The sequence below is a fragment of the Flavobacterium silvisoli genome (assembly GCF_004329815.1).
Lineage (GTDB): Bacteria > Bacteroidota > Bacteroidia > Flavobacteriales > Flavobacteriaceae > Flavobacterium > Flavobacterium silvisoli.
In genome coordinates this window covers 92310-117296 of the sequence record NZ_SJPE01000008.1, presented here as the reverse complement: position 1 = coordinate 117296, position 24987 = coordinate 92310, and the positions used below count along the sequence as shown (strand labels likewise).

Genomic DNA, 24987 nt, shown 5'->3' with positions numbered 1-24987 from the left:
CTATAAATCTCTTTTTTTGATGATTTTATAGGACAAGAAAATGAAGATGGCTGTCCAAATCAAGACAATTAAAATTGAACTGAAATGAACACTGTAATCTTTTATGTTATTATCGCCTACAGCAGTTTGAATACTTTTGATTACACTAAAACGGGTAAAAGGTTCTACAATCAGATTGCTCATAGATTCCAATGGCATGTACGAATAAAACGAATCTACCAATGGATTTCTGTTGAAAACCTCAAATTTCAGGAAGGCATGCGATATATTTTCGAATAAAAACCAAATGAATAAAAAACCGATAGCGAAGGCAGAACGTTTAATCAAAACTCCTAAGAATAAACAGAAAGAGAAGAAACCAAGCAATTTTACAAAATAGGCCAACAAGTATTCCAAATCCGAAAAAACGATTCCTAATTCGGTGTAGGAGGAGAAACTATAGCCCAAAATTAATGACATTACAAAGACAAAAACGGTTGAAGTCAGCGCAAAAAAGAGTATTGCCAAGAATTTGGAAAGTACAAATTCCTGCTTGCTCATACCATCAATAAGGTTTTGTTTTAAAGTACCGTAACTGTATTCATTGGCCATCATTGAAACGATGATAACCGCCAAAAAGAACTTTAATAAGGATGCAATCCAAGTATTGAAATGCCAAATAAAAGGAAAGTTGAAAATTCCCATTTCGGCAAAATGAATCTTGAAATTCCCGATTTCAAATTTGACCGAAGCTATTAAAGCTATAAAAGACAGTATAACAAAGTAACCAATCGTTAATATTTTACTGGCTCTGTTTTTCCATATTTTTTGTAATTCAATGGCTAATAAACGTTTCATCTCAGGCTCTATTTATTGGTTAATGCTAAAAATTGTTCTTCTAAACTGGTTCTTTTCTGAACTAAATGGTTCAGGCAAATCCCTTTGTCAAAGAAATATTGATTCAATTGAGCCGCATCAACCTTATTTTTGAAATGAACAATTATTTTTCCCTCAATTTCCGAAACGGTATCAGTCTCCGGATGTTGTTTTAATACATCTGTCAAAGATTTATTATCGTTGGCCTGTAATTCAAAAAACACACTGTGATTGGTCATGCTGTCTACTGTACCTGAATACAGTACTTTGCCATAGCGGAGTACGAGAACATGGCTGCAAACTTTTTCTACTTCATCAAGTAAATGGGAAGCTAGTAAAATGGTAGTACCTTGTGAAGCAATCAATCGGATGATGTCTCTAATTTGATGAATCCCCTGCGGATCCAAACCGTTAGTGGGTTCATCTAAAATCAAAATTTCAGGATCATTCAACAAAGCAGATGCAATAGCTAAACGTTGTTTCATTCCCAATGAAAAAGTTTTGAATTTGCTGTCTTTTCTGTCGAGTAACCCAACAATTTCTAGCTTTTCATTTATTTTGTTATAATTAATTCCTTTGATTTTGCAAACCAATTCCAGGTTTTCTTTGGCCGACATATAAGGATAAAAATTAGGCCGCTCAATAATGGCTCCAACTTTTTTAAGGGCTTCATGCGTTTGCATGGTTCCGTCAAACCAACTGTATTCTCCTGAAGTTTTGTTAACTACATTCAATACAATACCGAGAGTAGTCGATTTTCCACTGCCGTTTGGCCCCAGAATTCCGTAAACATTGCCTTTGTGTATTTCGAGAGAAACGTCGTTAACAGCGTGGATTTTACCGTAACGTTTATTCAGGTTTTTGATGGAAAGAATAGTTGACTCCAAGGGTTAGGTTTTAAGGTTTAGCTGGTATGACGATTGAAACCTTAGTTTGTTACTATTCTTTTTTGGTAAAATAAAAACGAGCGATGAATTCTTTTTTAAGTTGCAGATAAAACAGCGTTTCATTGATATCTTTCAGTTTAGAAGTCAGTTTGATTTTATGCCCCCGACTATCATTGGTAGCTTGCATTTTGCATACTTCACATTCAAATTCACTGAAATGAGTGTTGACTTTTTTAGTCTCAATAAAGCGATGTCCAAACAAGGAACAGAGATAGTTTTTTTTCACCTTGCCTTCGGGTAAGTAATTTGTTTTCATACAAATAAGGTGTTGGTTATGGTTGGATAAACATAAAAATAAATCGATTAAAAGCAAAAAATAATCGTCAAAATACGTATTTTTAACACTTAACAACTAATAAAACTTACAAAAAAATAAATTTATCTATAAGGAACAATAATCGGTTGTCCAATCTGAAAATCCGGTAAGGTTAAATCGTCATTTTTAAACGAATTGGTTTTGAATACATTAGTGCCTTCATACGGAATCGAAGGGTAGAATGAAAAAGAAATCTGAAACCGATTGAAAACCAAATAATCGTTGTTAATCAAAACGCCTAAACTGAATTTGGAATACAATCGGTCATTGAAAACTTTATCTTTTTCTGAACCCAATAGACCAAAAGTCATATTATAAAACGGACTGAAGTGAAACCCGTGCCAATTACCCGGTGCATAAGTTTGGGTTTGGAATGCAAGGGTAAGTTTTCGGTTTCCGTTGATCAGCGGATTGTTGAATCCGGTAATAATATTCTGATCCGATAAGGTAACGCGGTCTTTAATTATAGGAGCTCTGTGATTCCCAAAAACGATTGTCGGTTTTACAAATTGTCTTATTTTCCAATCGCCGACGCTGAGCAGGTTAGTGAAGTAATTGGCTTCTACTCTGAAAGTAGTCTCCTCTGTACAGCCATGATTGTAAAAACTTCCCCATTCAATATTGGTGCCCAAATAACCAAAGTTGAAATAATTTCCATAGGCAAATCGACCGCCAAAATAGCTCCGATTCAGGTTGTTCTTATTTTGCACACCACCGGTCAGCGCATATACCTGTCCGTAAGGAACGTCTTCAATAATCCCGAAATTGAACAAATATTTGTCTTCTGCAAATTTTCGGGTGTTTAAACCAATGGTAGCCAAATATAATTTTTCTGCGGAAAAAAACTTTTCAGGATCATAGGTTAAAGTAGGTTGTTCCAAATAAGTGATATTTTTGTACCCTATGGTAGTTACCAAAGTTGTGGTTCGATAGTCTTCATTTTTACCTCCGAAAATTTTAAATGAATGTCCGGCCCAATATTCCTGAGTTTCTAATTTGAAACGTTGCTTGGCAAACGCACCGGTATTATCGGGTAACGAATCAATATAAAACCGATTTTCTAAAAACACACCCCCTGCCAATCGGGTGAAGGGAGAGAAAAATTGTCGCTCCACCCGTGCACTTTTCGTAGTATAATTATCAATTGAATTTTCATAGGCAAAAGTTGAATTGATAAACGTGTTCTTTATATTGCTGATGGTATACTTGGCTTTGTATGCATTTTGTCCGGTTTCAAAGCGCCTGTTGATGTCGTTTTCAAATTCGTGACCCAATCCAAAAAAATTGCGTTCCGTAAGTTCAAAACTCCCTTGCGAGTTTGAGATAGCTCCGGTTGGAATAAGGCTCCAAGAGTCTAATACGCGTATCGAAATATCCACAGAATCCTTACATTTGGGAATCTCTACCGGTTTGATGATGACACTTCTCACATAACGTTGTTTACGAATCAAACGCTCGGATTCTTTAGCCAGTAATGAATCTAAAGGTTCATTTTTCTTAAATAAGAGCAGGTTGCGAATGGTCCAGTTTTTTGTTTTTATGTGAAGGTCATTACCAAATTTTTCAAAGCCTTTTTCGGGAGTGTCTTTGTAATTGTCTACTGAATACCCAAACGGGTCTAGAGTTTCTATATTGATGTTTCGAATGATTTTGCCTTCGTTTCGATCAAATGATTTTTTAATAAAATAGCGTTTTCTGGTCGTGTTGGCCGATGGGGTTGTCTTGCGTTGCGAACGGAACAATAATCGGTAAATAAAGCCGTTCACTTTATTTTTTTGTGAATAGTTTTCGATTTTTTTATACACTTTGACCGAATCATTCCCGCTGTTTTTTACCTGTGCCTGCATGGGCTGCGAAGCAAGGAATAAGAGCATTACGCCAAAAAGTGTTTTGTTGATCATGCAGGTCAAGCGATTTGAACAAATATATAGAAATTTAAAAGTCGGTTTGATGATTTTAACACATCCGATTTTCTTTAAAACGAAAAAAATCCCCAATTATTTTACAATTGAGGATTTTATTTTTCAGTACATCAACTAGCTTTTTTGTTCTTTGTTGAAGTATACGAGATAGTAATACATTTGTTTTTCTTCATCCCAACCTTTTTCCACAAATTTTTCGGCACTTTCCGGATTGATAAAATCCAGTTTGATTTGAATATTGGTATCTAAGTTAATGACGTTTTTAATCGATTTTCGAACGTCGGTTACCGCTGCGTTGGCAATCGGGAAATTGGTGATATCCTCTATGCTGTATTTTTCGCCTTTGTCAACTTTGTAGTTTTTAAACTCCGGAATCAAATCGGGATTATCCAATACTTCGTTCAGGAATTTACTTTCTTCAAACTCATCATTTTTGGCAAAAAAGTTTACCGAACGGTTCATGAACATTACTTCTTCTTTCTTGTCTTCGGCAGGTAAAACAACATCTTTGGCAAAGCCTTGACAGAATTTCAAATATTTTTTAGTATAAAAATTCTCATCCTGAAAAGCATCTACCGAAAGGAAATGCTCTAACCAGTATCGTGCATCATAACGGTTGCTGTCAACGGTTAAGATTTTATATCCTTCTTCTTTTTTATGATTAAAAATCAAACAACCTTTATCCAATTTGTTGAGGTTAATTCCTTGTTGCAAAATCATCTCAAGAGTGGAACCTTTTTCTTCAAATTGCATAAAATCTGATTTGATTTCACTTTTGAAAACACCAATGGCATCCACCACATTGTTGTCAATGGTTAAGTTCGTAATATACGCTACATATACTTCACCGTTTTTAATATGCGGATGATTGGATTGTTCAAATAGGTGTTTGGTTATTTTTTTAGAAACTTCATGCACATCGCCGGGATTGGTGAAAATTTCTGATGCCAGGTTGTACATGTCATTGTATTCCAAGTCGACATCGTGAGCAAACTGGAAATAATTTTCTTCTTTTTCACGAAATGGTTTAAAGAAATATTCCTTTAGTAACGGAACAATTTCGTCGTTCAAATTATAAGGCTGCTCCGAAAGAAATATAGCTTCATTGCGGCTTTTGTTGCCAACACGATGGATGGACAAGTTTTCGATATGGGCGTTAAATAGGTTTATCATTTGTTTGTTTTTAAGAGTATAGACAAAGAGATAAAAGATGATAGACTTGTCTGTTTTCTGTTAACTATTATCTATTTCTGATTTTTAATTCCAATTCTCCTCAAATCCGTAATCTTCGAAACTGTCATCACCACCAAACATATCCAGGTCATCTTCATCTAAATCGTCTTCAAACTCAGAGTAAAAATCTTCATTTTCAGCTTCAAATTCCTTTTCAGGGGCGGCTGCCGGTAATTCGCCGTGCGAGAATAACAAACTAGGGTAAGTAACACCGGTTTCAGCTTCTTCAATAGCCGCTAACTCAACTAAGAAAGTCCACATATTGATAAAATCATACACATAAATGATTTTGGTTTGATCTTCACTCAGGAGTTGGTTTAATGTATAATCACTCATGATTTTTTGTTCACCTGCCACATCACCGGTATCAAACATCGGAATTTCCTCTTCCTGGTTCCATTGGTCGTCGCAGGTATAAAACGAAGCTACTTCCATGCCGTCAAATCCAAAGGCATTAACAATGGCATTGTGTAAATCTTCTAAAGTGTCATCTTCCTGTATGGCAATATCTCTGAAAACATCGTCCTCGGCATCGAGAATTGCCCTGAATTTGTAAATCATAATCTCTGTTTTAGTAAGCGTGCAAAGGTAAAATTTAATTTCACAATTTGAAGTTGGATTTGTGATTTGTTGATAAGAATTTGAATTAAAAAACCCAATCTCAGATTGGGTTTAAGGGTTATTTTTTTTCCGGTTGACACATGCCTACAATTTTGTGAAAAGTGTCATGCAGCAGAGCTAATGCTTTGGTAATTTCGTCATCAGCGGCTTTTTTTCGAACTAAATCGTTTACAACTTGTGTTTGTTTTTTCAGAGTAAGTAAGGTTTCTATTGTTTTTGGATTTCTGAATTCTTTAGGCATGGTTTCTACAGATAAAGCTTCGGCTCTTTTCAGCAGTAATTCTGAGTTATTCCTTATAGGTTCTAAGTTGCCTTCTTCGGCCGGATGGTAAGTTTTTGACATCAACTCGTGGTATGCTTTAATCTGAGGCCACCGATCAATAATGGTTTGCGCAGATACTGAATTCAGTGCAAAAAAAGCAGCAAAAGCAAAGAGAGACTTAATGATTTTCATTGTTTTTATTTTTATGGTTTTGTTGTTTGTAATGCAAGTCTACTAATTTTTGGCGTGCAATACTGTTAATGAAAATAATTATTTTAACAACTGTTTAATCTTTTTTTTGGTGTTGTTTTTGACCTTGCTTTTGAATTTTGTAAATTTTCGATTGGTAGGATATTGCCTGTTGTGGGTTATATTGTTGAATATCAAAGCTACTAAAAACAGGATGAGAGCCCCCGTAAGTACCGGTGAAATGACATAACAGTAACCCAATTTGATAATGGCAGGAGATCCCGTCACAGCAATTAATGCTGTAGCGCCACCCGGAGGATGTAAGGTTTTGGTGATTTGCATTAAAACGATAGACAATGAAACAGCCAATGGAGCCGATAACCATAAGATATCCGGAATCAGTTTTTGGGCAGTTACGCCGACTAGAGCTGAAATCAGATGCCCGCCAATTAAATTTCGGGGTTGTGCCAGCGGACTTTGGATAACGCCATAAACCAGTACCGATGAAGCACCAAACGAACCGATAAGAAATACATATTCGGGTTGTGCAAATTTACCATATTGCAGATAAGCAATGATGCCCATGCCAATAAACGAACCCAGAAAGGCCCAAAAGTGCTCCTTAAAATCAACCAGTGTTTCTTTGTAAAGTACGTATTTGGCTTTGCGATAATTGCGTTTTATTTTCGGTGTCGGCATTATAATTTTGCGTTTGGACTATAAGTATATACCGTGTATGGATAGAGTTGTTGTGCTGTATATTTGGCTACCAAGCAGGTTAACAATATCGGGATAAACAAAGAATAATTGTTGATGATGCCGCAGGTTAAAAAGAGTGCCGTAAACGGCGCATTAATGCTGGCACTGAGCATAGCTCCCATTCCCAAAATCATAAAGTTTAGCGGAATCACGCCGGCATTAAAAAAAGTATTCAAAAAAACGGCTAATAATAAGCCAATAAAAGCTCCTATAAAAATACTTGGGGCAAAGACGCCACCGTCTCCCCCTGAGGCTAATGTTACCGAGGTTACTATGGGTTTCAGCAGGATGATACCCAGAAAAGTTACTGCTACAGATGCCGTTAAAAGTGTATGATTGGCCATCAAAATGTTTTCCTTAATAGCATGATATCCTTCTCCGTAAAGTTGCGGAAGCAGCAGCATCGAAATCCCCAAGATTGCTGTTCCTATCAGGATTCGGTTGCTGTGTTTTTTAATTTTGGCAAAGCGTTTTTTAAAGAAAAGCACACATTTTGTCAAATACACCGAGTGCATTCCGACAAGCATACCCAAAAGGATGAAATAAGGCAATGCATACCCATTCCAACCGTGAAGGGGCACAACAAATAGTGGTTTTTCATCCAAAAGATGCAACATCAAAACGGCTACTGATGAGGCTATACCGCAAACTAACAAAAAAACGGTGTTCACGCGTTTGGAAATGACTTCCCAAGCAAATAAAATTCCGGCAAACGGACTGAAAAATAATGCGGTTATACCGGCGGCTACCCCGGCACAGATGAGTTCGGTTTTGTGACGGTTGAACAGGTTTTCTTTTTCCTGTGCTATCGAACCTATCGTAGCGGTTGCCACTACCGTTGACACCTCTATTCCGGTGGAACCACCAAAAATGACGGTAATAAAACCATTGATAAAATGAGACGGAATTTTGTAAACGGGCAGACTGTTGCGCCGTTGTGTTGTGGTTTCAAAAATTTCCCGTATGCCTTTGTTTTCTTTTTTTTGAAATAAATAACGACGTAAAAAGTAAATGATGCTCAAACCCAAAAGAGGAAAGAGGAAAAATAAAAACCAGTAGTTATCGGCTTTTGTTAAAAGTATGGTTTCGTAGTGTTCGGTCATTCGTTTTAAAATGATGGCCAGTAAAGCACTGAGAAATCCTATGAGTATTGAAACAATAATCAGTTTTTGGTATTTTATGAAATGGTATTTTTTCTTGAGTTTTGCCGTTGAATTCATCAATGATAACTAAGTTTTTACAAAGTTACTCTTTGAAAAAGGAAAATCAGCCTTTTAAAAAGTTAAAGTTGATGACTGAATTCTTTTAGAGAAACTTATTGATTTTGTTTGAAGGGTTAGACTTTTTCCATACATACTTTGTGATATTGTGTACCAATACCTGATTCTTCAAAGTCTTGGTAGATCAATCACAAATTGCACCATACTCTACACTTCATCCTGAAAAAATAACAATTCGGTATTTTAAAATTGTATAGTTTTAACGTTTGGGGAATCTTTGCGCCATCAAAAATCACAATACATGAAAACGTTTTACGCTTTAGTTTTTTTATTTTCTGTTTATCTGAGTACTGCTCAAAATACCGTTAGCGGAATCGTGGTAGACGAAAAAAACAAGCCGGTTGCAGGTGCCAATGTTTTTATTGACGGAACGTACGATGGTTCAACTTCGGATGAAAAAGGGAATTTCAGTTTTACGACTGAGGCCAAGGGAAACCAAATTTTAGTGATTAGTTATTTGGCTTTTGAAACATTAAAAATTGCTGTTGATGTGGCCAATTGCAAAGGCAAGACTTTTAAATTAAAGGAAAGTGTCAATACCCTGGATGCCGTGGTTGTAACTGCCGGCACGTTTAGTGCCGGAGAAAAAAGCAGGGTTTCGGTACTGAAACCTTTGGACATTGTGACTACAGCCGGTTCGGCCGGAAATATCATTGCGGCTTTGCAAACTTTGCCCGGAACCCAAACGGTGGGTGAAGACGGCCGTTTGTTTGTACGTGGTGGTGAGGCCGATGAAACTCAGACGTTTGTTGATGGCATCCGGGTCGCGCAACCGTATGGAGCCAGCACCAATAACGTACCCACCCGGGGTCGATTTTCGCCGTTTTTGTTTAGCGGGATTGCGTTTTCTACGGGAGGATATTCTGCGGAATATGGCGAGGCGCTGTCAAGTGTGTTATTGCTTAACACTCAGGATGAAGCCGATCAGAACAAAACTGATATTTCCCTGATGACCGTCGGACTCGGATTGAGCAATACTCAAAAATGGCAAAAAAGCTCCTTGAGTGTGAACACGGCTTACATTGATTTGGCCGCCTATCAGAAAGCTATTCCTCAGAATGTTGATTGGAATCGTCCTTACCAGTCGCTTTCCGGGGAAACGGTATACCGCTATTCGTTGAACAATGGCATCTTTAAATTTTATGCGGCTTTTGACGCTGCCCGCTTTGATTTAAATCAGGAAGATATCAACCAGCCTGAGAAGGTTAGGGTGAATTTGAACAACAATAATTTTTATCTGAATACTTCTTATAAAGGCAATTTTAGCGGAGGATGGCAGTTGTTTACCGGCTTAAGTTACGGATACGGGCAGAACAAAGTGGATTTAAATACTAACCGATTGAATAATGCCGAACAGGCTTCACACATGAAGTTGAAGCTGACCAAAAAGCTGTCTGAAAGAGTGAAGCTTAACTTTGGTTCGGATTATTTTATTACCCGATTTGATGAGGATTACAACACCGCATTTAACAGCGGATATGATGCGGTTATTGCTGCGGTTTATGCTGAAGCGGATATTTTCTTTTCGAAAAACTTTGCAGCTAAAGTGGGAGTCAGAGCTTCAAACAACAATTATATTGACCAAAACAGTTTTTCGCCAAGAGCTTCTGTTGCCTACAAAGTGTCAAAAAACAGCCAGTTTTCTTTTGCTTACGGAAATTTTGAACAGGCACCCAAACAGGAATATTTAAAATATTCAAACGATTTTAAAACTGAGAAAGCGTCTCATTACATTTTGAATTACCAATATGTAAAGAAAAACAGAACGTTACGCACCGAGTTGTATCTTAAGAAATACAGCGACTTGGTGAAATACGATACCGATGGTGCACAATACAATTCGCAGTTCAACAACAACGGAACTGGTTTTGCCAAAGGACTGGATGTGTTTTGGAGAGACGGAAATTCAATCAAAAACTTAGAATACTGGATTTCGTATTCCTATATTGATTCCAAAAGAAATTATAAAAACTATGTTGCTGAGGTGACACCAGGTTTTGTATCGACCCACAGTTTGTCGTTAGTAACCAAATACTGGATTTCGGATTGGAAATCACAGATTGGATTCACGCATCAGTTCAACAGCGGGAGACCTTATAACAACCCGAATGAAACGGCTTTTATGAACGGCAAAACCAAATTGTATAACAGCTTGAGCTTCAATTGGGCCTATTTATTGTCACAGCAAAAGATATTGTATTTTTCGGTGTCGAATATTTTGGGAACGCAGAATGTCTTTGGCTATGAATATGCAAAAACTCCGAATTCTAATGGGGTGTACGACCGAAGAGAAATTGCTCCGACTGCTGACCGATTCTTTTTTGTAGGCTTCTTTTGGACGATTAGCGACAACAAAAAAGACAATCAATTGAAAAATTTGTAATTTGTACGGGAGTGCGTTAACAATTCATCCGCCAAAATCAACAATTCGGTCAGTATTAATTTTTAAGGAGTAAAAATCGAAATACTTTTGAAGCATCAATTAGAGTTTCAATCAATAGTAAATCAATCTAAATTTAAAATCATGAAAACAATCATTACCGCCTTTACCCTGTTTATTTGTTCTTTAGTAACAGCACAAGGTCAATACGAACAAGGAATGGGCAAAGCCATGTTACTATGGAAAGAAGGCAAAACAGAAGATGCTACAGCCATGTTTGAAAGAATAGCTTCTGCTGAAAAGTCAAATTGGTTACCCAATTATTATGTTGGTATGGTCAATGTAACGGCTTCTTTTAATCCGGTTAATAAAGAAAAGGTTCCGGCCATGTTAGATAAAGCACAAAGTGCTATTGATAATGCCGGTTTGCTGAGCCCGAATAACCCTGAAATCATGGTTTTGCAGGCGATGTTATATACCGCACTGATTGTTCAGGATCCGATGACTAACGGTATGAAATACTCCGGTAAAACCATGGAACAGTATTACAAAGCACTGGCAATTGCACCCGAAAATCCAAGAGTGGTATTTTGTAAAGCGGATTTTGAAATTAACAGTGCCCGATGGACCGGTGCCGATACCAAACCATTGTGTGAGCAGGTGGCCAAATCGATAGATTTATTTGCTAAATTTAAACCCGAGTCAGCTTTTCACCCGAACTGGGGCTTGGAAAGAGCGGAACAAACCCTTAAAAACTGCAAATAAAACAGATGCAACGATTCTTCAGGATATTGGTAAAAACGATAGTACTGACCATCATTATTTTTGTAGTGATACAAGTTCTGAATGTTATTTTTGGAAGCGAATTTCATTTTAACAGCAAGTTGTGGATCCATTTTGGTTATACGGCCTTGTATACGTTTTCTCTTTCTTTCAGCAACTGGGCCTTGTTTCATTATCTTGATCGGGTTTTTCAAAACAGTCGTTTTTCATTAAAAAGAATAATTATTGGAGTCCTGAGTTCGTTTGTACTGACATTGGTTGTAATTTTTCTGTTACGTGCTTTTCAGGAAATCATAGTTAATCAACATACGTTTCAGACATTCATTGCTCATGAAAAGCCGGGTAATTACGTTTTTTCATTGGTCATTACAGTTATTGTTTCTCTTTCTTTTTATGCTTTTTATTTTTACAAAGCGTATAGTGACAGCAAGATAAAGGAACAAAAAATCATTGCGGGTACGGCTTCGGCTCAGTTTGAGAGTTTGAAAAATCAAATCGATCCCCATTTTTTGTTTAACAGTCTGAATGTATTGAGTTCGCTGATAGAGGAAAATCCGGATAACGCGCAAAAATTTACTACTTCACTGTCTAAAATCTACCGTTATGTGTTGGAACAAAAAGACAAAGAACTGGTTTCGGTTCCAGAAGAATTGGCTTTCGCCAAAACCTATATGAACCTGCTCAAAATGCGTTTTGAAAACAGCATTACGTATGAAGTGCCCATTGATTATGATAATCCTGAAGCCAAAGTAGTACCGCTTTCGCTGCAGCTGTTGCTCGAAAACACCATCAAGCACAACATTGTCAGTGAAAAGAAACCTTTGCATATTAAAATTTATATTGAAAACAATTACCTGATTGTTGAGAATAATTTGCAAAAGAAAGAAGTGTTGCAGGATAGGCGTGGGGTTGGCCTGCAAAATATAGTCAATCGCTACGGTTTAATCTCGGAACGCAAAGTTTTGATAGAAGAAACCGCCGATTGCTTTAAAGTAAAAATTCCCATTTTAACCAAACAAATCGCTTATATGGAAACTCAAAATATTTATAACGAAAACATGGCTTTTATTCGGGCCAAAGAACGGGTAGAAAAACTCAAAGGCTTCTATGGCAATTTGATTTCCTACTGTTGTGTCATTCCGTTTCTGATTTTCATCAACCTCAGAAGCGGCGGTTTTCAGTGGTTTTGGTTCCCTATGTGCGGATGGGGAATGGGATTGTTATTCCACGCCTTAGAAACGTTTGGCTACGGAAAATCATGGGAAGAAAAAAAGATACAAGAAATCATGAACAAAGACAAACAACACAAATGGAAGTAATCATGGATACGAATCAACAAGAATACGAGCGCTACCAGCAAGCCAAAAAGAAGGTCGAAAAGATAAAAGGATTTTACGGCAATTTGATTTCTTATATCGTTGTCAATTTGTTTCTGCTGTTCATCAACCTCAAATATACACCGGAAGAATTGTGGTTCTTTTGGCCCATGTTGGGTTGGGGCATCGGATTGGCATTTCACGGCATGAAAGCCTTTGACTATACGCCGTTCTTGGGCAAAGATTGGGAAGAGCGCAAACTTAAAGAATTTATGGATCAGGAAAAACGAGGAAATCATGGAAAATAACCCCTACAACAGCGAAGAACTACGCTACCAACAAGCGGCAAAACGAGTGAAAAAAATCAAAGGGTTTTACATGCACTTGCTGGTGTTTGTCTTTGTAAATGTCTTTATTTATGTTGCCAATGTGCGCGCATCTCACGGCGATTATTTGGCATGGCGCAATTTTTCGACGGCTTTCTTTTGGGGCATCGGATTGGTGGCGCACGGCTTTTCGGTTTTCATGCCGGCCTTTATTTTGAGCAAGGAATGGGAGGCGCGAAAAATCAACGAACTGATGGAAAAAGAAAAAAATAATAAATGGGAATAAATTTCGCATAACTAATGAACATCATCATCATCGAAGACGAAAAACCGGCTGCCCGACTGTTGCAGCGCAAGGTTGAAAAATTGGGACTACAGGTCAGTACGTTGCTTCATTCTGTAGAAGAAGCCATCCATTGGTTTTCCCAGCATGATCACCCCGATTTGATTTTTCTCGACATCCAACTCTCGGATGGTTTATCGTTTGAAATTTTTGAAACCATTGACATCAAAAGTGCTGTGATTTTCACTACAGCCTATGACGAATATGCCTTGCGCGCGTTCAAACTCAACAGTATTGATTATTTGCTGAAACCCATAGACAAAGACGATTTGGAAACGGCGGTCAATAAATTCAAGGCCAGAAACATCGGGGCACCCAACTTATCGCTCGATTTTGAAATGATCAAGAAAATGCTGGTAAACCCTGTAGAGAGAAGCTACAAAAAACGCTTTACCATCAAAATGGGACAACAACTCAAGATGGTCAACATAGAAGAGGTAGAATGTTTTTTCAGTGAAAACAAAGGCACGTACCTGCATACGTTTGAGAACCGGGATTATCTTTTGGACACTACTCTGGAACAACTCGAAACCGAATTGGACCCGACAGCTTTTTATCGCGTAAGCCGCAAATTCATTGTGCCGTTGGCAGCCATTAAAGAAATTCAGCTTTACAGCAATTCACGCCTGAAAGTGATATTGCCCACCTACAAAGACGATGAGGTCATAGTGGCGCGGGAACGGGTGAATGATTTTAAGGAATGGCTGGGTTAGCTATTTACTCAATCGGTGTAAGGTATAGGTCATGGCCGTCAACAAAAAGAAGGCGACTACCTGATGGGTTAATCCCAACCAAAGCGGCACGCTGTATAACAGTGTCAAAACGCCTAGGGTAAACTGCAGAAACACGATAAAGACCAATGCGTTTAATCCTTTTTGTTGTGGTGCTGATAAATTGTATTGTTTGCTTTTGAAGTATAAAAACAAGATCAAACCCACCACCACATAAGCCATGATTCGGTGCACAAACTGTACGCCGCTTTTACCTTCGGTAAGGCGAAGCAACCAGTTGTTTTGTTCCAAAGTAATGCTGTCGTGAAAGAACTGTCCGTCACTCATCAATGGCCAATGGTTGTGAATTAATCCGGCATTGAGTCCGGCTACGAAACCGCCGTAAATGATTTGGAGCAAAAGAAAAACTAAGGTAATGCGCGCCAGTTTTTTCAGAGGGATAATGACTTGATTTCTTTCGGGATAAATCAAATCCAACGCCACCCAAAGGGTATAAGCAAATGTGATAAAGGCAAAAGTCAAGTGCAATGACAATCTGAAATGGCTCACATCCGGGTTGTCTACCAAACCGCTTTTCACCATGAACCAACCGAAAAATCCCTGTAAAGCACCCATTCCCAGAAGGATGTAGCATTTTTGTAAAGTAGCTTTGTCGATTCTTTTTTGGATTAAAAAGTATATAAAAGGCACAATGAAAACCAAGCCTATGATTCTGCCGATAAACCGGTGGAACCACTCCCAGAAATAAATGAACTTGTAATCGTCCAGTTGAAAATCATTGTGGATGTTGATTTTTTGATACTCCGGAAATTTCTTGTATTCGTCAAAAGCATGTTGCCAGGCCGTTTCACTCATTGGTGGAAAAGTATCGGTAACCAAATGCCAATCGGTCATAGATAAACCTGAATTCGTCAAGCGGGTGATACCGCCTACCACCACCATTATAAATACTAAAACGCATCCTGAAAGTAGCCAAATAATGACTGATGTATCTTTTTTCATTTTTGAGTCGCTGAGTTGCAAATTTACTGTGCTTTATTTTTTTTAGCCTTAAACAAATTATAAAAATCTATTAATGCCTTTTTAAGTTAAATCGTTTTAGATCAGTCGACTTTCTTCAATCCCATTTTTTGGGCTTTCGCCAAAACAAAATCATAAGCCGCCCGATAGTCATTCGGAATTTCACCTTCCAAAATCGCTTCCTTCACCGCTTCTTTCAAAACTCCGATTTCACGGGAAGGTTGCAGGTTGAACAAAGTCATAATTTCTTCACCGGAAATAGGCGGTTGAAAATTACGCACATGGTCGCGTTCTTCTACTTCAATAATTTTGCGTCGGACAATGTCAAAATTGTTGTGATATTTTTTGAATTTAGCCGGATTTTTGGTTGTGATGTCCGCCTCACATAAGGTCATCAGGTTATCGACATCTTCGCCGGCATCAAATACCAAACGACGCACGGCCGAATCGGTAACAATATCTTCTGACAGCACAATTGGTCTGGAGCTGAGCATGACCATTTTGGACACAAATTTCATTTTGTGATTCAGAGGCATGTGCAGGCGTTCAAAGATTTTCTTGACCATTTTACTGCCCAAAAATTCATGTCCGTGAAACGTCCAGCCTTGCTTTTTGTTGAAACGCTTGGTGGGTGCTTTGCCAATATCGTGCAACAAAGCCGCCCATCGCAACCAAACATCATCGGTATTCGGACAAATATTGTCAACCACCTCCAAGGTGTGGTAAAAGTTATTTTTATGTGTGTGTCCCTCAATTTCTTCTACGTTGTTGAGGGCTGTCAATTCGGGTAAAATAATGTCTAATAATCCGGTTTTATACAAATGCAAAAATCCGATAGAGGGTTTGTTGGTCGACAAAATTTTATTCAACTCGTCTACAATTCGCTCGCCTGAGATGATTTTGATGCGGTCCTTATTTCTTGAAATGGCTTCGAGCGATTCTGCTTCAATGGTGAAATGCAATTGGGTCGCAAACCGAATGGCGCGCATCATTCGCAACGGGTCATCGGAATATGTGATATCGGGGTCCAGTGGAGTCTTGATGATTTTGTTTTCCAAATCGGCCAAGCCGTTGAACGGATCCACCAATGCGCCATAATTGTGTTGATTTAGTGAAAACGCTAAGGCATTGATGGTAAAATCGCGTCGGTTTTGATCGTCTTCCAAAGTGCCGTTTTCTACCAACGGATTCCGGCTGTGTTCGGCATAACTTTCTTTTCGGGCGCCCACAAATTCAACATCTATTTCCTTATAGCGCAACATAGCAGTGCCGTAGTTTTTGAACACCTGCACTTTAGGTTTGTGCGGCAGGAGTTCGGAAACTTTCAGGGCAAGGTCAATTCCGGAGCCGACAGCCACGATATCAATGTCTTTTTTAAAATCGCGTTGCAACAGATAATCGCGAACAAAGCCCCCAATGACATAGCTTTCAATATTGAGTTCTTGACTTGCTTTGGCAATGACGTCGAATATCTTATTGTTTAAGGCTTTGGTGTACTTCATTTTTTGATTGTTGATTGTTGATTAACGATTGTCGATTTTTGATGTAATTGATAATGCTGTAATCTAAATTCGCTAATCTTCATTCTTAAATCACATTCACTTGCGAATAATTTTCACTTGATTATCCAACGAAAGTTTGATAATCGTGGAGGGTTTGTCACAAATTTTGTCGTGTTGCAAATCTACTACATAGTCTACACCTTTTATAATTTCGGGTGAAATTTCTTTGAAAGATTTTGGTGTGGGTTGCCCCGAAATATTGGCTGAGGTAGAAACTAAGGGTTTTTTCATACGCTCCATTAATTTAAAGCAAAAAGGTTCTTTTACGATTCGTACACCTAGGGTTTGGTCTTCGGCTATGATGTTAGAGGCTACATTTCTCGGATTATCAAGGATTAGGGTCGTTGGTTTTTCAGATAAATCCAAAATTTGCCAGGCTGTTTCCGGGATATCTTTGAAAACGTTGTACATCATTTTATCGCCATTCATCAGGACAATCATGCTCTTAGTTTCTTCGCGTTGCTTGAGCGCGTAGATTTTTTTTACGGCTTCCGCATTGGTAGCATCACACCCAATGCCCCACACGGTATCGGTAGGATAGAGGATGATGCCTCCCTTTTGGATGACTTCAAAAGCGTGGTGTACTTCAGTATTGATATCGTTCATGGTTTTTGTTTTTTAATAAAATGCATCATCGGCAATTCGATGTATTTAAATGTAAGTTGACTGATGAAAAGCAAAGGTATCACAGTTAACGCAATTATTCCCCAATATTCGTACTGGTTCAGTTTGGCTGCTTTTTCGATTCCGATGATTCCGAAGAATAGGATAAATAACAATGTTCCGTGGACTAAGTATAAGCTGTACGTTATTTGCCCCAATTTCCGTGAAAGTGTATTCGTCAGTAAGCCAAAAAGCGAATTGCCCGAAGCGATGATAATAAAGAACAGTGAAGCGCTAATCAACGGAACGGGCTTTCGGCCACTTTCAAAAAAGACCACAGAAAATGCCAGTAGTGCTATGGCGATGAACGAAAAAACAACTTTTTCAGTTATGGGTTTCAGGTCAAATTTATACAGTAAAACTGCGGCCGCGATACCACCGATAAACGGCATAAAATGTCTGGCCGAACCTTGATTAATATACAGAATTAACAGAAAAGTAAAAGTAAATAGTAGGATGATTTTACGCGGGACTTTTTTTCGGAACAACAAAGCCAAAACCGGCAACAGGAAATAGAACATCCATTCGTAGGGCAGGGTCCAACTCACCCCCGAATTCATCAGGAATGTATCTTTAAAACCGTTGACATCAGAGGCGCCGGCTACGGTAAAAAACAACCAGGAACTGATGCTTTTTAGTAGATTTAAAAAGGAGTCATGTTGTTGCCAATAGGTATAATAACCCACCATGATTAGGATTACGATAACAATAAAGAAATACATGGGAAACAAACGAAAGAAACGTGATTTCAGGTAGTGGTTCCAATCAAAATCAGTTTTACTTTCGAGTAATTTAGTTATAAAAAGGAAAGCTGTAATGATAAAAAACAATACCACGCTGGTTTGTCCAAAGTGTGTAAATAAATTGGAGTTTGGATCACTCCAAGTTTTGGTTTGCAGGTACTGGTACCAAATGTAACTGTGGTGCAAAAAAACGAAAAAAGCCAAATAACCTCTCAAACCATCAATCTCGGGATACTTTACCGGGGTCAGTTCCAGTTTAATTAGTTTGTTGACAGCAATTACCGTAATCCATAAAATGATGAAGACCGGAATCAGGTAAACATAAACAGAATCACTCATACTCATAATGTTTTACCAAAAACTACTTGGTCAACCCAACCCTCTAACGTGTATTTATAATAGAGCGCTTCGGGCAGTTTTTCGTATTCGTTTGAAAAGAATTCGACCGGAACATTAGGGTTTTCTTCATCAATTACCAAAATATTATTCGGATTGTAAAAATCGTAAGACGTGATTTCAGGATTGGTAGTAATCAGTTTTTTTTCTAATCCCAAACTTTCAAATACTCTGAATGTGAGGCCTTTTTGGCCGTGACGGTTGATGTCTAACAACGTTTTAGAAGCAGCAATGAGTTGGGTCATTTCTTCCAGCGGTATTTTGGTGTGAAAGTATTCAATATCTTCTGATTGTGCCGAAGTATCTTTGTCCAAAACCATGAATTTGTACCGGATGTTCTTTGATTTCAAATCCTTAGCAATTTTCAGCAAAGTAGTCAGACGCTTGTCTTTAGAACTGATGTTAAAAATATCGTATTTAAATTCGGGTTTGGTTTCCGGTTTTTGACTGTAAATCCAATTCGGAGCAAAATGCAACCCGTAAGTTTTACAATCTTCTTTTTCAAACGAATAGACTTCGTCAAAACAAGGAATCGCTCGTTTTATTTTGGGACAGCGGTACGTGTTGTCGTTAAAATATCCGATTGATTTAGAAGTAAATTGTTTGAGTTCGCGTAGGTATTTAGGGTCGATAAAATCCCCTTTTATGGTTAGGATAATGTCTTGTTTTTGATCAAAACTGTTCAGTTTTTTAATGATTTCCTGACCGTAATAAATGTTTTTAATATTCTTTTTAAAAAACGTTTTAAGGAAAAAATTGTACACCTTATGCAACACATTGGGGTATTGATAACTGAAACTGTGAAAATCAATGTGATGCACTTCATGGCCTCTTTGTTCTAAAGTAGTGGCAATGTGTTTGTTCAATCCCCAATTGTCAAAGCTGATCAGTGTAATTTTCATATGCCCGGAATAATTTGTGCACAAATATAGGTATATCCACCAAGTAATTGTTCTCATTGAAAATACCCTTGGCGGTTTATTTAAAAAAAATCTATCTTTGAAAAAAAATTAAAACAATTATGGATTACAACAACAAACCCAGTCATTATTACAGTAAAGTGCGTTATGAAATGCTAAAGTATCTGCCAAAAGATGCTAAAAAAATACTGGAAGTAGGTTGTGGTAACGGTTGTTTTATAGAAGAAATCAAGAAAACACACCAAGGTGAATTTTGGGGAATTGAAATGATGCCCGATGAAGCGGAAGCTGCCAAAAGCATTTTAGACAAAGTGTTTACCGGTATGTGCGAAGATTTTATTGATGATTTACCCGATAATTATTTCGATGCCATTTATTTTAACGATGTGTTGGAACATATGTTTGATCCGGGGAGTTTTTTGGCTAAATTGAAAAACAAACTTACCGATAAAGGCGTTGTAATCAGCTCTATTCCGAATATGCGTTACCACAATGAGTTGTTTAAATTACTAATCGGGAAAGATTGGAAATATTGTGATCACGGAATCATGGATTTTACTCACTTGAAATTTTATACCCAAAAAAGCATCCGTCGTATGTATGAAGAGGCGGGTTACCATGTTCAGGTAAATGAAGGAATCAACCGAACCAAATCAATTAAGCCATACTTATACAACATCCCTTTTTTCTTTACCCAAATGGATATTTTCTACCTGCAGTATGCCACGGTAGCTTCTAAGAAATAAGTTTATTTTTTAACGAAAAAACGATTCATTTCGCTTAAACCTTCGGTAACCAAATCGTAATTGATGTTCTCGTCGTTGAGCGGATTGAGCATCCCGTCGGTCACATCAAAGAGTCCCGAAGGATAAATATTGGTGATTTTATTTTTTTCGATGATGGCAAACTTTTGATTGTAACCGCAAATGAAGTAATCCCTTTTGTTAGGAACGAACAGATTTTTCCCGAAACTGAAATCGTTCAAATCATTTTTCACGCCCAAATAATCTTTCATGATTGTGGCGGTAATATCGTAGTGTATGGTTTGATGGTTATAAACTTTGGCTGCTTTTGAGGCATCAAAAACCATCATCGGTGTTCTGATTTGGTATTTGGAGAAATTGCCGCCGTGTTGCCAATAGCCTTTTTTACAATCGTTAAATTCCTGACCGTGGTCTCCGGTAATCACAATTAAAGTGTTTTCCAATAAGCCTTTTTGTTCCAGTTGTTGGAGTACTTTGCCTACTAATTCATCAATATAATGCAGCGAGTTTAAGTAGCGGTTATATAGCAATGTTGGGTCATAATCATCATCCATTTCCAGGTAATTGACTTCTGCCAAGGACGGTTTGAATTTCAGTTTGTAATTTTTCGGAATATCAAATCCGTGAGCCGAATCATAAAACAAATACCCAAAGAACGGTTGCTTGGTATTGCGTTTTTCAATAGCTGCCATCCATTCGTTGTTGATGGTCAAATCTCGTTCAGACGGTGTTTCTCCTTTTGAAAAAACTCTCAGATTCGGTACTTTGGCAAAAACATTTCTGTTAAATGGCGGATTCTCTAATCCGGAACTGCCGTAAATCAATAAATCGTATTGTTGTTTCTGTAGTTCATTCATAAAAACCGGTGCAATTTCCTGACCGGTAAACGTGTCAAAATAGGTGGCCGGAATACCGTAAAATAAAGAAAAAACACCTCCGGTAGTCATGTTAGAACCGCTGATGTGATTGTCAAATACCTGACATTTTTTCGAAAAATTATAAATATTAGGCGTAATCGCTTCCGTCATGCAATTGTAACGCCATGTATCTATGATTAAATACAAGATGTTTTTTGGGGTTGGTGAAGTTTCGGAAACAATCGGATGCAAAGGATAATTCACCGTTTTGTTGCTGAAATCAGTACTGGCTATTTCTTTATTGCGTTTGGCTTTGGCTTGGTCAACCAGTCCCATCGAGTCCAACAAATCGTCAGCCGTCAGCGGATAAAAAACCGGAAACACATTTTTAACCTGAGTTACCGGACGGTAATAATTGGCATCCGACCAGGCATATACAAAATGACTGAAAAGTGTAGCGAAAACAAAGAAGGCCATGGTGGCTTTGATACGCAGTTTGACGTCTTTGGCTATGATTTTTTTCGATAAAAAGAAAAAGAAAAACTGCAAAGCAACCAATCCGATTACAAAAAGAACCGCAATGATAATGTTGATAGCCGAAAACTGAAAGATATCTCCCGAACGTTTTCCGAAAACTAGTTTCAACACTATGGGTGAAATATGGTAGCGAAATTGCCCGAAAATAGTAGAATCAATCTGTATAATTAAAATCACCAAAACCGAAAACAAAATGTGAATGCCCTTGGTTAATCGCTTGGATTTTGTGAGCAATAAAGTCATCAGGCTCAGTAAAATGGGCAAAGTACCCAACAGAAAAAAGTGACTGAAGGTGGTGATGGTTAAGTAAAATTTGGTGAATAAAGTATCGGCATTTTCAAAAAAAGCACTGTACTTTTTAGAGATAATCAGCAGGACAATAACGTTAAAAATAAAAACAATATAGAGTTGTTTTTTCAGGTTGTTTTTGGTAATGTCCATGTAACTTGTATGTAATGAAAACTTTAAACTTAATTTGCAAATCTAATTAGTTATTTTGAAAATTATCTAATTAAATTTGTAAAAAAATAGTTGATGGAATTCCGCCTAAATCCGAACAGTAATTTATCACAATCCGATGTTATTTCAATGCTTGAGCAGTTTTCCGCAACCGGTAAAATGTTCATCGACGGTAAAAGAAACAAGATAAAACTCTTCGAATTAAACGGCAGAACACTAAATGTAAAATCCTTCAAAGTTCCGCATTTGGTCAACCGAATCATTTACCGGTATTTCCGAAAATCTAAAGCAAGACGCTCTTTTGAATTTGCCAACAAGTTACTTGAAAACGGTATCGGAACCCCCGAACCGATTGCTTATTTAGAACATACGGATTGGATTGGATTGAAAGACAGTTATTATGTCAGCGAACATTTGGCAGCCGATTTGACCTATCGAGAATTGGTTGAAATTCCGAATTACCCGGATGGTGATAACATTTTGCGTCAGTTTACCCGATTTTCTTATTTATTACATCAAAAAGGAATCGAGTTCAAAGACCATTCACCAGGAAATACACTGATTAAAAAGAACGGACAAGGGACTTATGATTTCTTTTTAGTCGATTTAAACCGCATGGAGTTCCACCGTGAAATGCCGTTTGAACTGCGCATGAAAAACCTTTGCCGCCTGACACCCCACAAAGAAATGGTAGCTGTGATGAGCAATGAATATGCTAAAGTTTCGGGCGAATCGGAAGAAAAAATATTTACCACACTTTGGAAAATGACTGCCGATTTTCAATATCGTTACTACCGCAAGAAAAGAATCAAAAAGAAATTGAAGTTTTGGAAGTAAAATTTCTGAAAAAATAGTATTTTTCACTTCTTAAACCATTGGATGAAAGTTTCCGTTATCATTACCACTTACAATGCCGAAGATTGGTTGCGAAAAGTTCTTGTAGGCTTTAGCGTTCAAACTGAAACCGACTTTGAATTGGTTATTGCCGACGACGGTTCAACACCCAAAACCAAAGAAGTTCTGGATGCTTTCTCCTCAAAATTTAAACATCCTATTGTACATGTTTGGCAGGAAGATGACGGGTTTCAAAAATCCAAAATTCTCAATAAGGCCATTTTAAGAGCCAATTCTGATTATTTACTGTTTACCGATGGCGATTGCGTGCCCAGAAAAGATTTTGTGGCGGTGCATTTGAAATATAAAGAAGAAGGTTATTTTCTCTCGGGCGGTTACTTTAAATTGCCGATGAGTATTTCACAGGCTATTGCTGATGAGGATATAATTTCTCAAAACTGTTTCCGCATTTCATGGTTGAGAAGGCAGGGATTGAATATGAATTTTAAAATCACCAAACTCACGCATACTAAGCTATTTGCTGATTTTATGAACTGGATTACGCCCACCAAACGTTCCTGGAACGGACACAATTCCTCCGGATTCAAAAGCGATATTTTGGCTGTAAACGGATTCAACCACGATATGAAATACGGTGGCCTCGACAGGGAATTAGGCGAACGGTTATTCAACTTGGGATTGCTCTCCAAGCAAATTCGCTACAGTGCTATTTGTCTGCATTTAGATCACGCCCGTGGGTATTCGAGTCCTGAAATTTGGGAGAAAAACAATGCCATCCGAAGTTACAACCGCAGGCACAAAGTTATTCAGATTGAAAACGGAATTTCCTCTCTTTAGTTTTTGGGAAATCCGAGGTCTTTAAAATAGGATTCCAATTTTTCCAAAATCAGTTCCAACGGATATTCGTCAAAATATTTAAAGGTATGTTCCTTGATGTACTTTTCATCGTGTTGTTTGTAAATTTCGGGTTTCAAATCTTTTAAATGAATAGAAACATTCTCTTTTTCATTCTCAAAAATCTGCCAGGTTTCTTTATCAACTGACGGAGAGAATAACGAGAATGTGGGCACATTTAAAGCTTTAGCCATATTCACCGAACCGCCTTCATTGCCAATCAGTATGTCGCATTGCGAAAGTAATCCTAAGAACGGACGTAATCCTTTGGCATATAGGTTAAAATGAATATGTTTTTTGGTCTTTTCAGTACAGTAGTTATAGACCTTTTGAGCTTCTTCGGTTTGTGTCGGAATGTAGTTGAATAAAATATCGGCATCCAGTTTTTCGACAGCAAAATCAATAATCTTCGCCATTTTTTCCAACGGGTAGGTTTTGTACCATTCGCTGCCAAGAATTCCAAACATGAGCAAAGGTCTTTTGCCCACAGTAATTCCGAATTTACCCAGTAAATCTCTCGCTTCCTGAATTTCAGTTGGGGTTAAAAAAATCTTGGGTTTATAGTCGGTGATGGGTTCTTTTATCAATGGTTTCAGCAACAATAAGCGGTTGTCAATGGCCAATCCCAGCTCCGATTTGGTACCATTCGGAATGCGCTTCATGTTGTAATTGTAGAATATTTTCGAATAGCCTTTATCGTATGAAATTTTATACTTGGCTCCCGAAAATAAAGTGATTAAATTGGTTTCCAACTTGCTGTAGGCATCTACCACCACATCGTATTTCTGTCTTCTGATTTGGAGAATGAATTTCAATAATTTGGGATACGACTTCCGTACTTCATTAGTCAAAACAATAATATTGTCAATATTAGGATTTTCTTTCAAAACATCCACACAATTAGGGTAACACATGTAGTCAACCACTGCATCAGGGTAAAATTTTTTCAGATTGTTGGATAAAATGGTGCTGGTGAGCACGTCTCCTATTCTTTTTTGCTGAATGACAAGTATTTTCATAAACGATGACCAGATTGATTGGGCTAAAATACAAA

General features: G+C 37.8%; 25 protein-coding genes. 9 read left to right on the top strand and 16 right to left on the bottom strand.

Translation table 11 applies throughout. From position 1 onward, the window contains the following. From EZL74_RS08370 to EZL74_RS08330, 9 genes are all read right to left on the bottom strand, one after another. The gene (locus EZL74_RS08370; RefSeq protein WP_131476155.1) at positions 1–837 is read right to left on the bottom strand and encodes an ABC transporter permease; all 837 of its coding nucleotides are present in this window, start codon (positions 835–837) and stop codon (positions 1–3) included. A gap of 8 nt (positions 838–845) precedes the next feature. After that, on the bottom strand, positions 846–1742 hold the full coding sequence (locus tag EZL74_RS08365; RefSeq protein WP_131476154.1) for an ABC transporter ATP-binding protein: 897 nt from the start codon (positions 1740–1742) through the stop codon (positions 846–848). Between the two features lie 52 nt (positions 1743–1794). Beyond that, the gene (locus tag EZL74_RS08360) at positions 1795–2058 is read right to left on the bottom strand and encodes a hypothetical protein (protein ID WP_131476153.1); all 264 of its coding nucleotides are present in this window, start codon (positions 2056–2058) and stop codon (positions 1795–1797) included. Positions 2059–2180: 122 nt separating this feature from the next. Beyond that, positions 2181–3992 (bottom strand): BamA/TamA family outer membrane protein, encoded by a 1812-nt coding sequence (locus EZL74_RS08355; RefSeq protein WP_131476152.1) that lies wholly within the window; start codon positions 3990–3992, stop codon positions 2181–2183. Between the two features lie 162 nt (positions 3993–4154). Then, positions 4155–5213, bottom strand: coding sequence for a nucleoid-associated protein (locus EZL74_RS08350; RefSeq protein WP_131476151.1), 1059 nt, complete (start codon positions 5211–5213; stop codon positions 4155–4157). An 84-nt stretch (positions 5214–5297) separates the two neighbouring features. Then, entirely contained in the window at positions 5298–5834 is a 537-nt protein-coding gene (locus EZL74_RS08345) for an IS1096 element passenger TnpR family protein (RefSeq protein WP_131476150.1), read from the bottom strand. Between the two features lie 118 nt (positions 5835–5952). Next, positions 5953–6348 (bottom strand): hypothetical protein, encoded by a 396-nt coding sequence (locus EZL74_RS08340; protein WP_131476149.1) that lies wholly within the window; start codon positions 6346–6348, stop codon positions 5953–5955. Between the two features lie 78 nt (positions 6349–6426). Continuing rightward, positions 6427–7044: an HPP family protein gene (locus tag EZL74_RS08335; RefSeq protein ID WP_131476148.1), complete on the bottom strand. Its 618-nt coding sequence runs from the start codon at positions 7042–7044 to the stop codon at positions 6427–6429. Next, positions 7044–8324 (bottom strand): chloride channel protein, encoded by a 1281-nt coding sequence (locus EZL74_RS08330; RefSeq protein ID WP_131476147.1) that lies wholly within the window; start codon positions 8322–8324, stop codon positions 7044–7046. Before EZL74_RS08330 ends, EZL74_RS08335 begins: the two co-directional genes overlap by 1 nt. Positions 8325–8625: 301 nt before the next feature. On the opposite strand from EZL74_RS08330, the gene EZL74_RS08325 reads away from it, so the two are divergent. The 6 genes from EZL74_RS08325 (at position 8626) to EZL74_RS08300 (ending at position 14245) form a co-directional block, all read left to right on the top strand. Continuing rightward, entirely contained in the window at positions 8626–10767 is a 2142-nt protein-coding gene (locus EZL74_RS08325; protein ID WP_131476146.1) for a TonB-dependent receptor, read from the top strand. A gap of 141 nt (positions 10768–10908) precedes the next feature. Then, positions 10909–11529: a tetratricopeptide repeat protein gene (locus EZL74_RS08320; RefSeq protein ID WP_131476145.1), complete on the top strand. Its 621-nt coding sequence runs from the start codon at positions 10909–10911 to the stop codon at positions 11527–11529. Between the two features lie 5 nt (positions 11530–11534). Beyond that, positions 11535–12866 (top strand): 2TM domain-containing protein, encoded by a 1332-nt coding sequence (locus EZL74_RS08315; protein WP_131476144.1) that lies wholly within the window; start codon positions 11535–11537, stop codon positions 12864–12866. 2 nt (positions 12867–12868) lie between these two features. After that, positions 12869–13171 carry a 2TM domain-containing protein gene (locus EZL74_RS08310; RefSeq protein WP_240034576.1) on the top strand — a complete coding sequence of 101 codons (303 nt, stop codon included), beginning with the start codon at positions 12869–12871 and terminating at the stop codon, positions 13169–13171. After that, a complete protein-coding gene (locus tag EZL74_RS08305) occupies positions 13161–13475 on the top strand; it encodes a 2TM domain-containing protein (RefSeq protein WP_131476142.1) in 315 nt (104 codons plus the stop codon). Before EZL74_RS08310 ends, EZL74_RS08305 begins: the two co-directional genes overlap by 11 nt. A 14-nt stretch (positions 13476–13489) precedes the next feature. Then, on the top strand, positions 13490–14245 hold the full coding sequence (locus tag EZL74_RS08300; RefSeq protein WP_131476141.1) for a LytR/AlgR family response regulator transcription factor: 756 nt from the start codon (positions 13490–13492) through the stop codon (positions 14243–14245). On the opposite strand, the gene EZL74_RS08295 is transcribed toward EZL74_RS08300, so the two are convergent. The 5 genes from EZL74_RS08295 to EZL74_RS08275 all read right to left on the bottom strand — a co-directional run bounded on the left by EZL74_RS08295 (position 14246) and on the right by EZL74_RS08275 (position 19549). Then, a complete protein-coding gene (locus tag EZL74_RS08295) occupies positions 14246–15265 on the bottom strand; it encodes a COX15/CtaA family protein (protein ID WP_131476140.1) in 1020 nt (339 codons plus the stop codon). Between the two features lie 101 nt (positions 15266–15366). Then, positions 15367–16785, bottom strand: a complete 1419-nt coding sequence (locus tag EZL74_RS08290) for a CCA tRNA nucleotidyltransferase (protein ID WP_131476139.1) — start codon at positions 16783–16785, stop codon at positions 15367–15369. 96 nt (positions 16786–16881) lie between these two features. Continuing rightward, positions 16882–17451, bottom strand: coding sequence for an L-threonylcarbamoyladenylate synthase (locus tag EZL74_RS08285; protein ID WP_131476138.1), 570 nt, complete (start codon positions 17449–17451; stop codon positions 16882–16884). Next, positions 17448–18590, bottom strand: a complete 1143-nt coding sequence (locus tag EZL74_RS08280; RefSeq protein ID WP_161971715.1) for an acyltransferase family protein — start codon at positions 18588–18590, stop codon at positions 17448–17450. Before EZL74_RS08280 ends, EZL74_RS08285 begins: the two co-directional genes overlap by 4 nt. A 2-nt stretch (positions 18591–18592) precedes the next feature. Further along, positions 18593–19549 (bottom strand): hypothetical protein, encoded by a 957-nt coding sequence (locus EZL74_RS08275; protein ID WP_131476136.1) that lies wholly within the window; start codon positions 19547–19549, stop codon positions 18593–18595. A 119-nt stretch (positions 19550–19668) separates the two neighbouring features. Between EZL74_RS08275 and EZL74_RS08270 the strand changes: the two genes are divergently transcribed. Then, a complete protein-coding gene (locus EZL74_RS08270; protein ID WP_131476135.1) occupies positions 19669–20313 on the top strand; it encodes a class I SAM-dependent methyltransferase in 645 nt (214 codons plus the stop codon). Between the two features lie 2 nt (positions 20314–20315). Here EZL74_RS08270 and EZL74_RS08265 read toward each other — a convergent pair whose 3' ends face one another. After that, a complete protein-coding gene (locus tag EZL74_RS08265) occupies positions 20316–22166 on the bottom strand; it encodes a DUF3413 domain-containing protein (protein WP_131476134.1) in 1851 nt (616 codons plus the stop codon). A gap of 93 nt (positions 22167–22259) precedes the next feature. Between EZL74_RS08265 and EZL74_RS08260 the strand changes: the two genes are divergently transcribed. Together EZL74_RS08260 and EZL74_RS08255 are read left to right on the top strand one after the other, a co-directional pair. Beyond that, on the top strand, positions 22260–23021 hold the full coding sequence (locus EZL74_RS08260) for a Kdo domain containing protein (protein ID WP_131476133.1): 762 nt from the start codon (positions 22260–22262) through the stop codon (positions 23019–23021). Positions 23022–23063: 42 nt separating this feature from the next. Further along, a complete protein-coding gene (locus tag EZL74_RS08255; protein ID WP_131476132.1) occupies positions 23064–23876 on the top strand; it encodes a glycosyltransferase family 2 protein in 813 nt (270 codons plus the stop codon). On the opposite strand, the gene EZL74_RS08250 is transcribed toward EZL74_RS08255, so the two are convergent. After that, entirely contained in the window at positions 23873–24952 is a 1080-nt protein-coding gene (locus tag EZL74_RS08250; RefSeq protein ID WP_131476131.1) for a glycosyltransferase family 9 protein, read from the bottom strand. The two genes, EZL74_RS08255 and EZL74_RS08250, sit on opposite strands and share 4 nt — an antisense overlap. Positions 24953–24987: the final 35 nt, after the last annotated feature.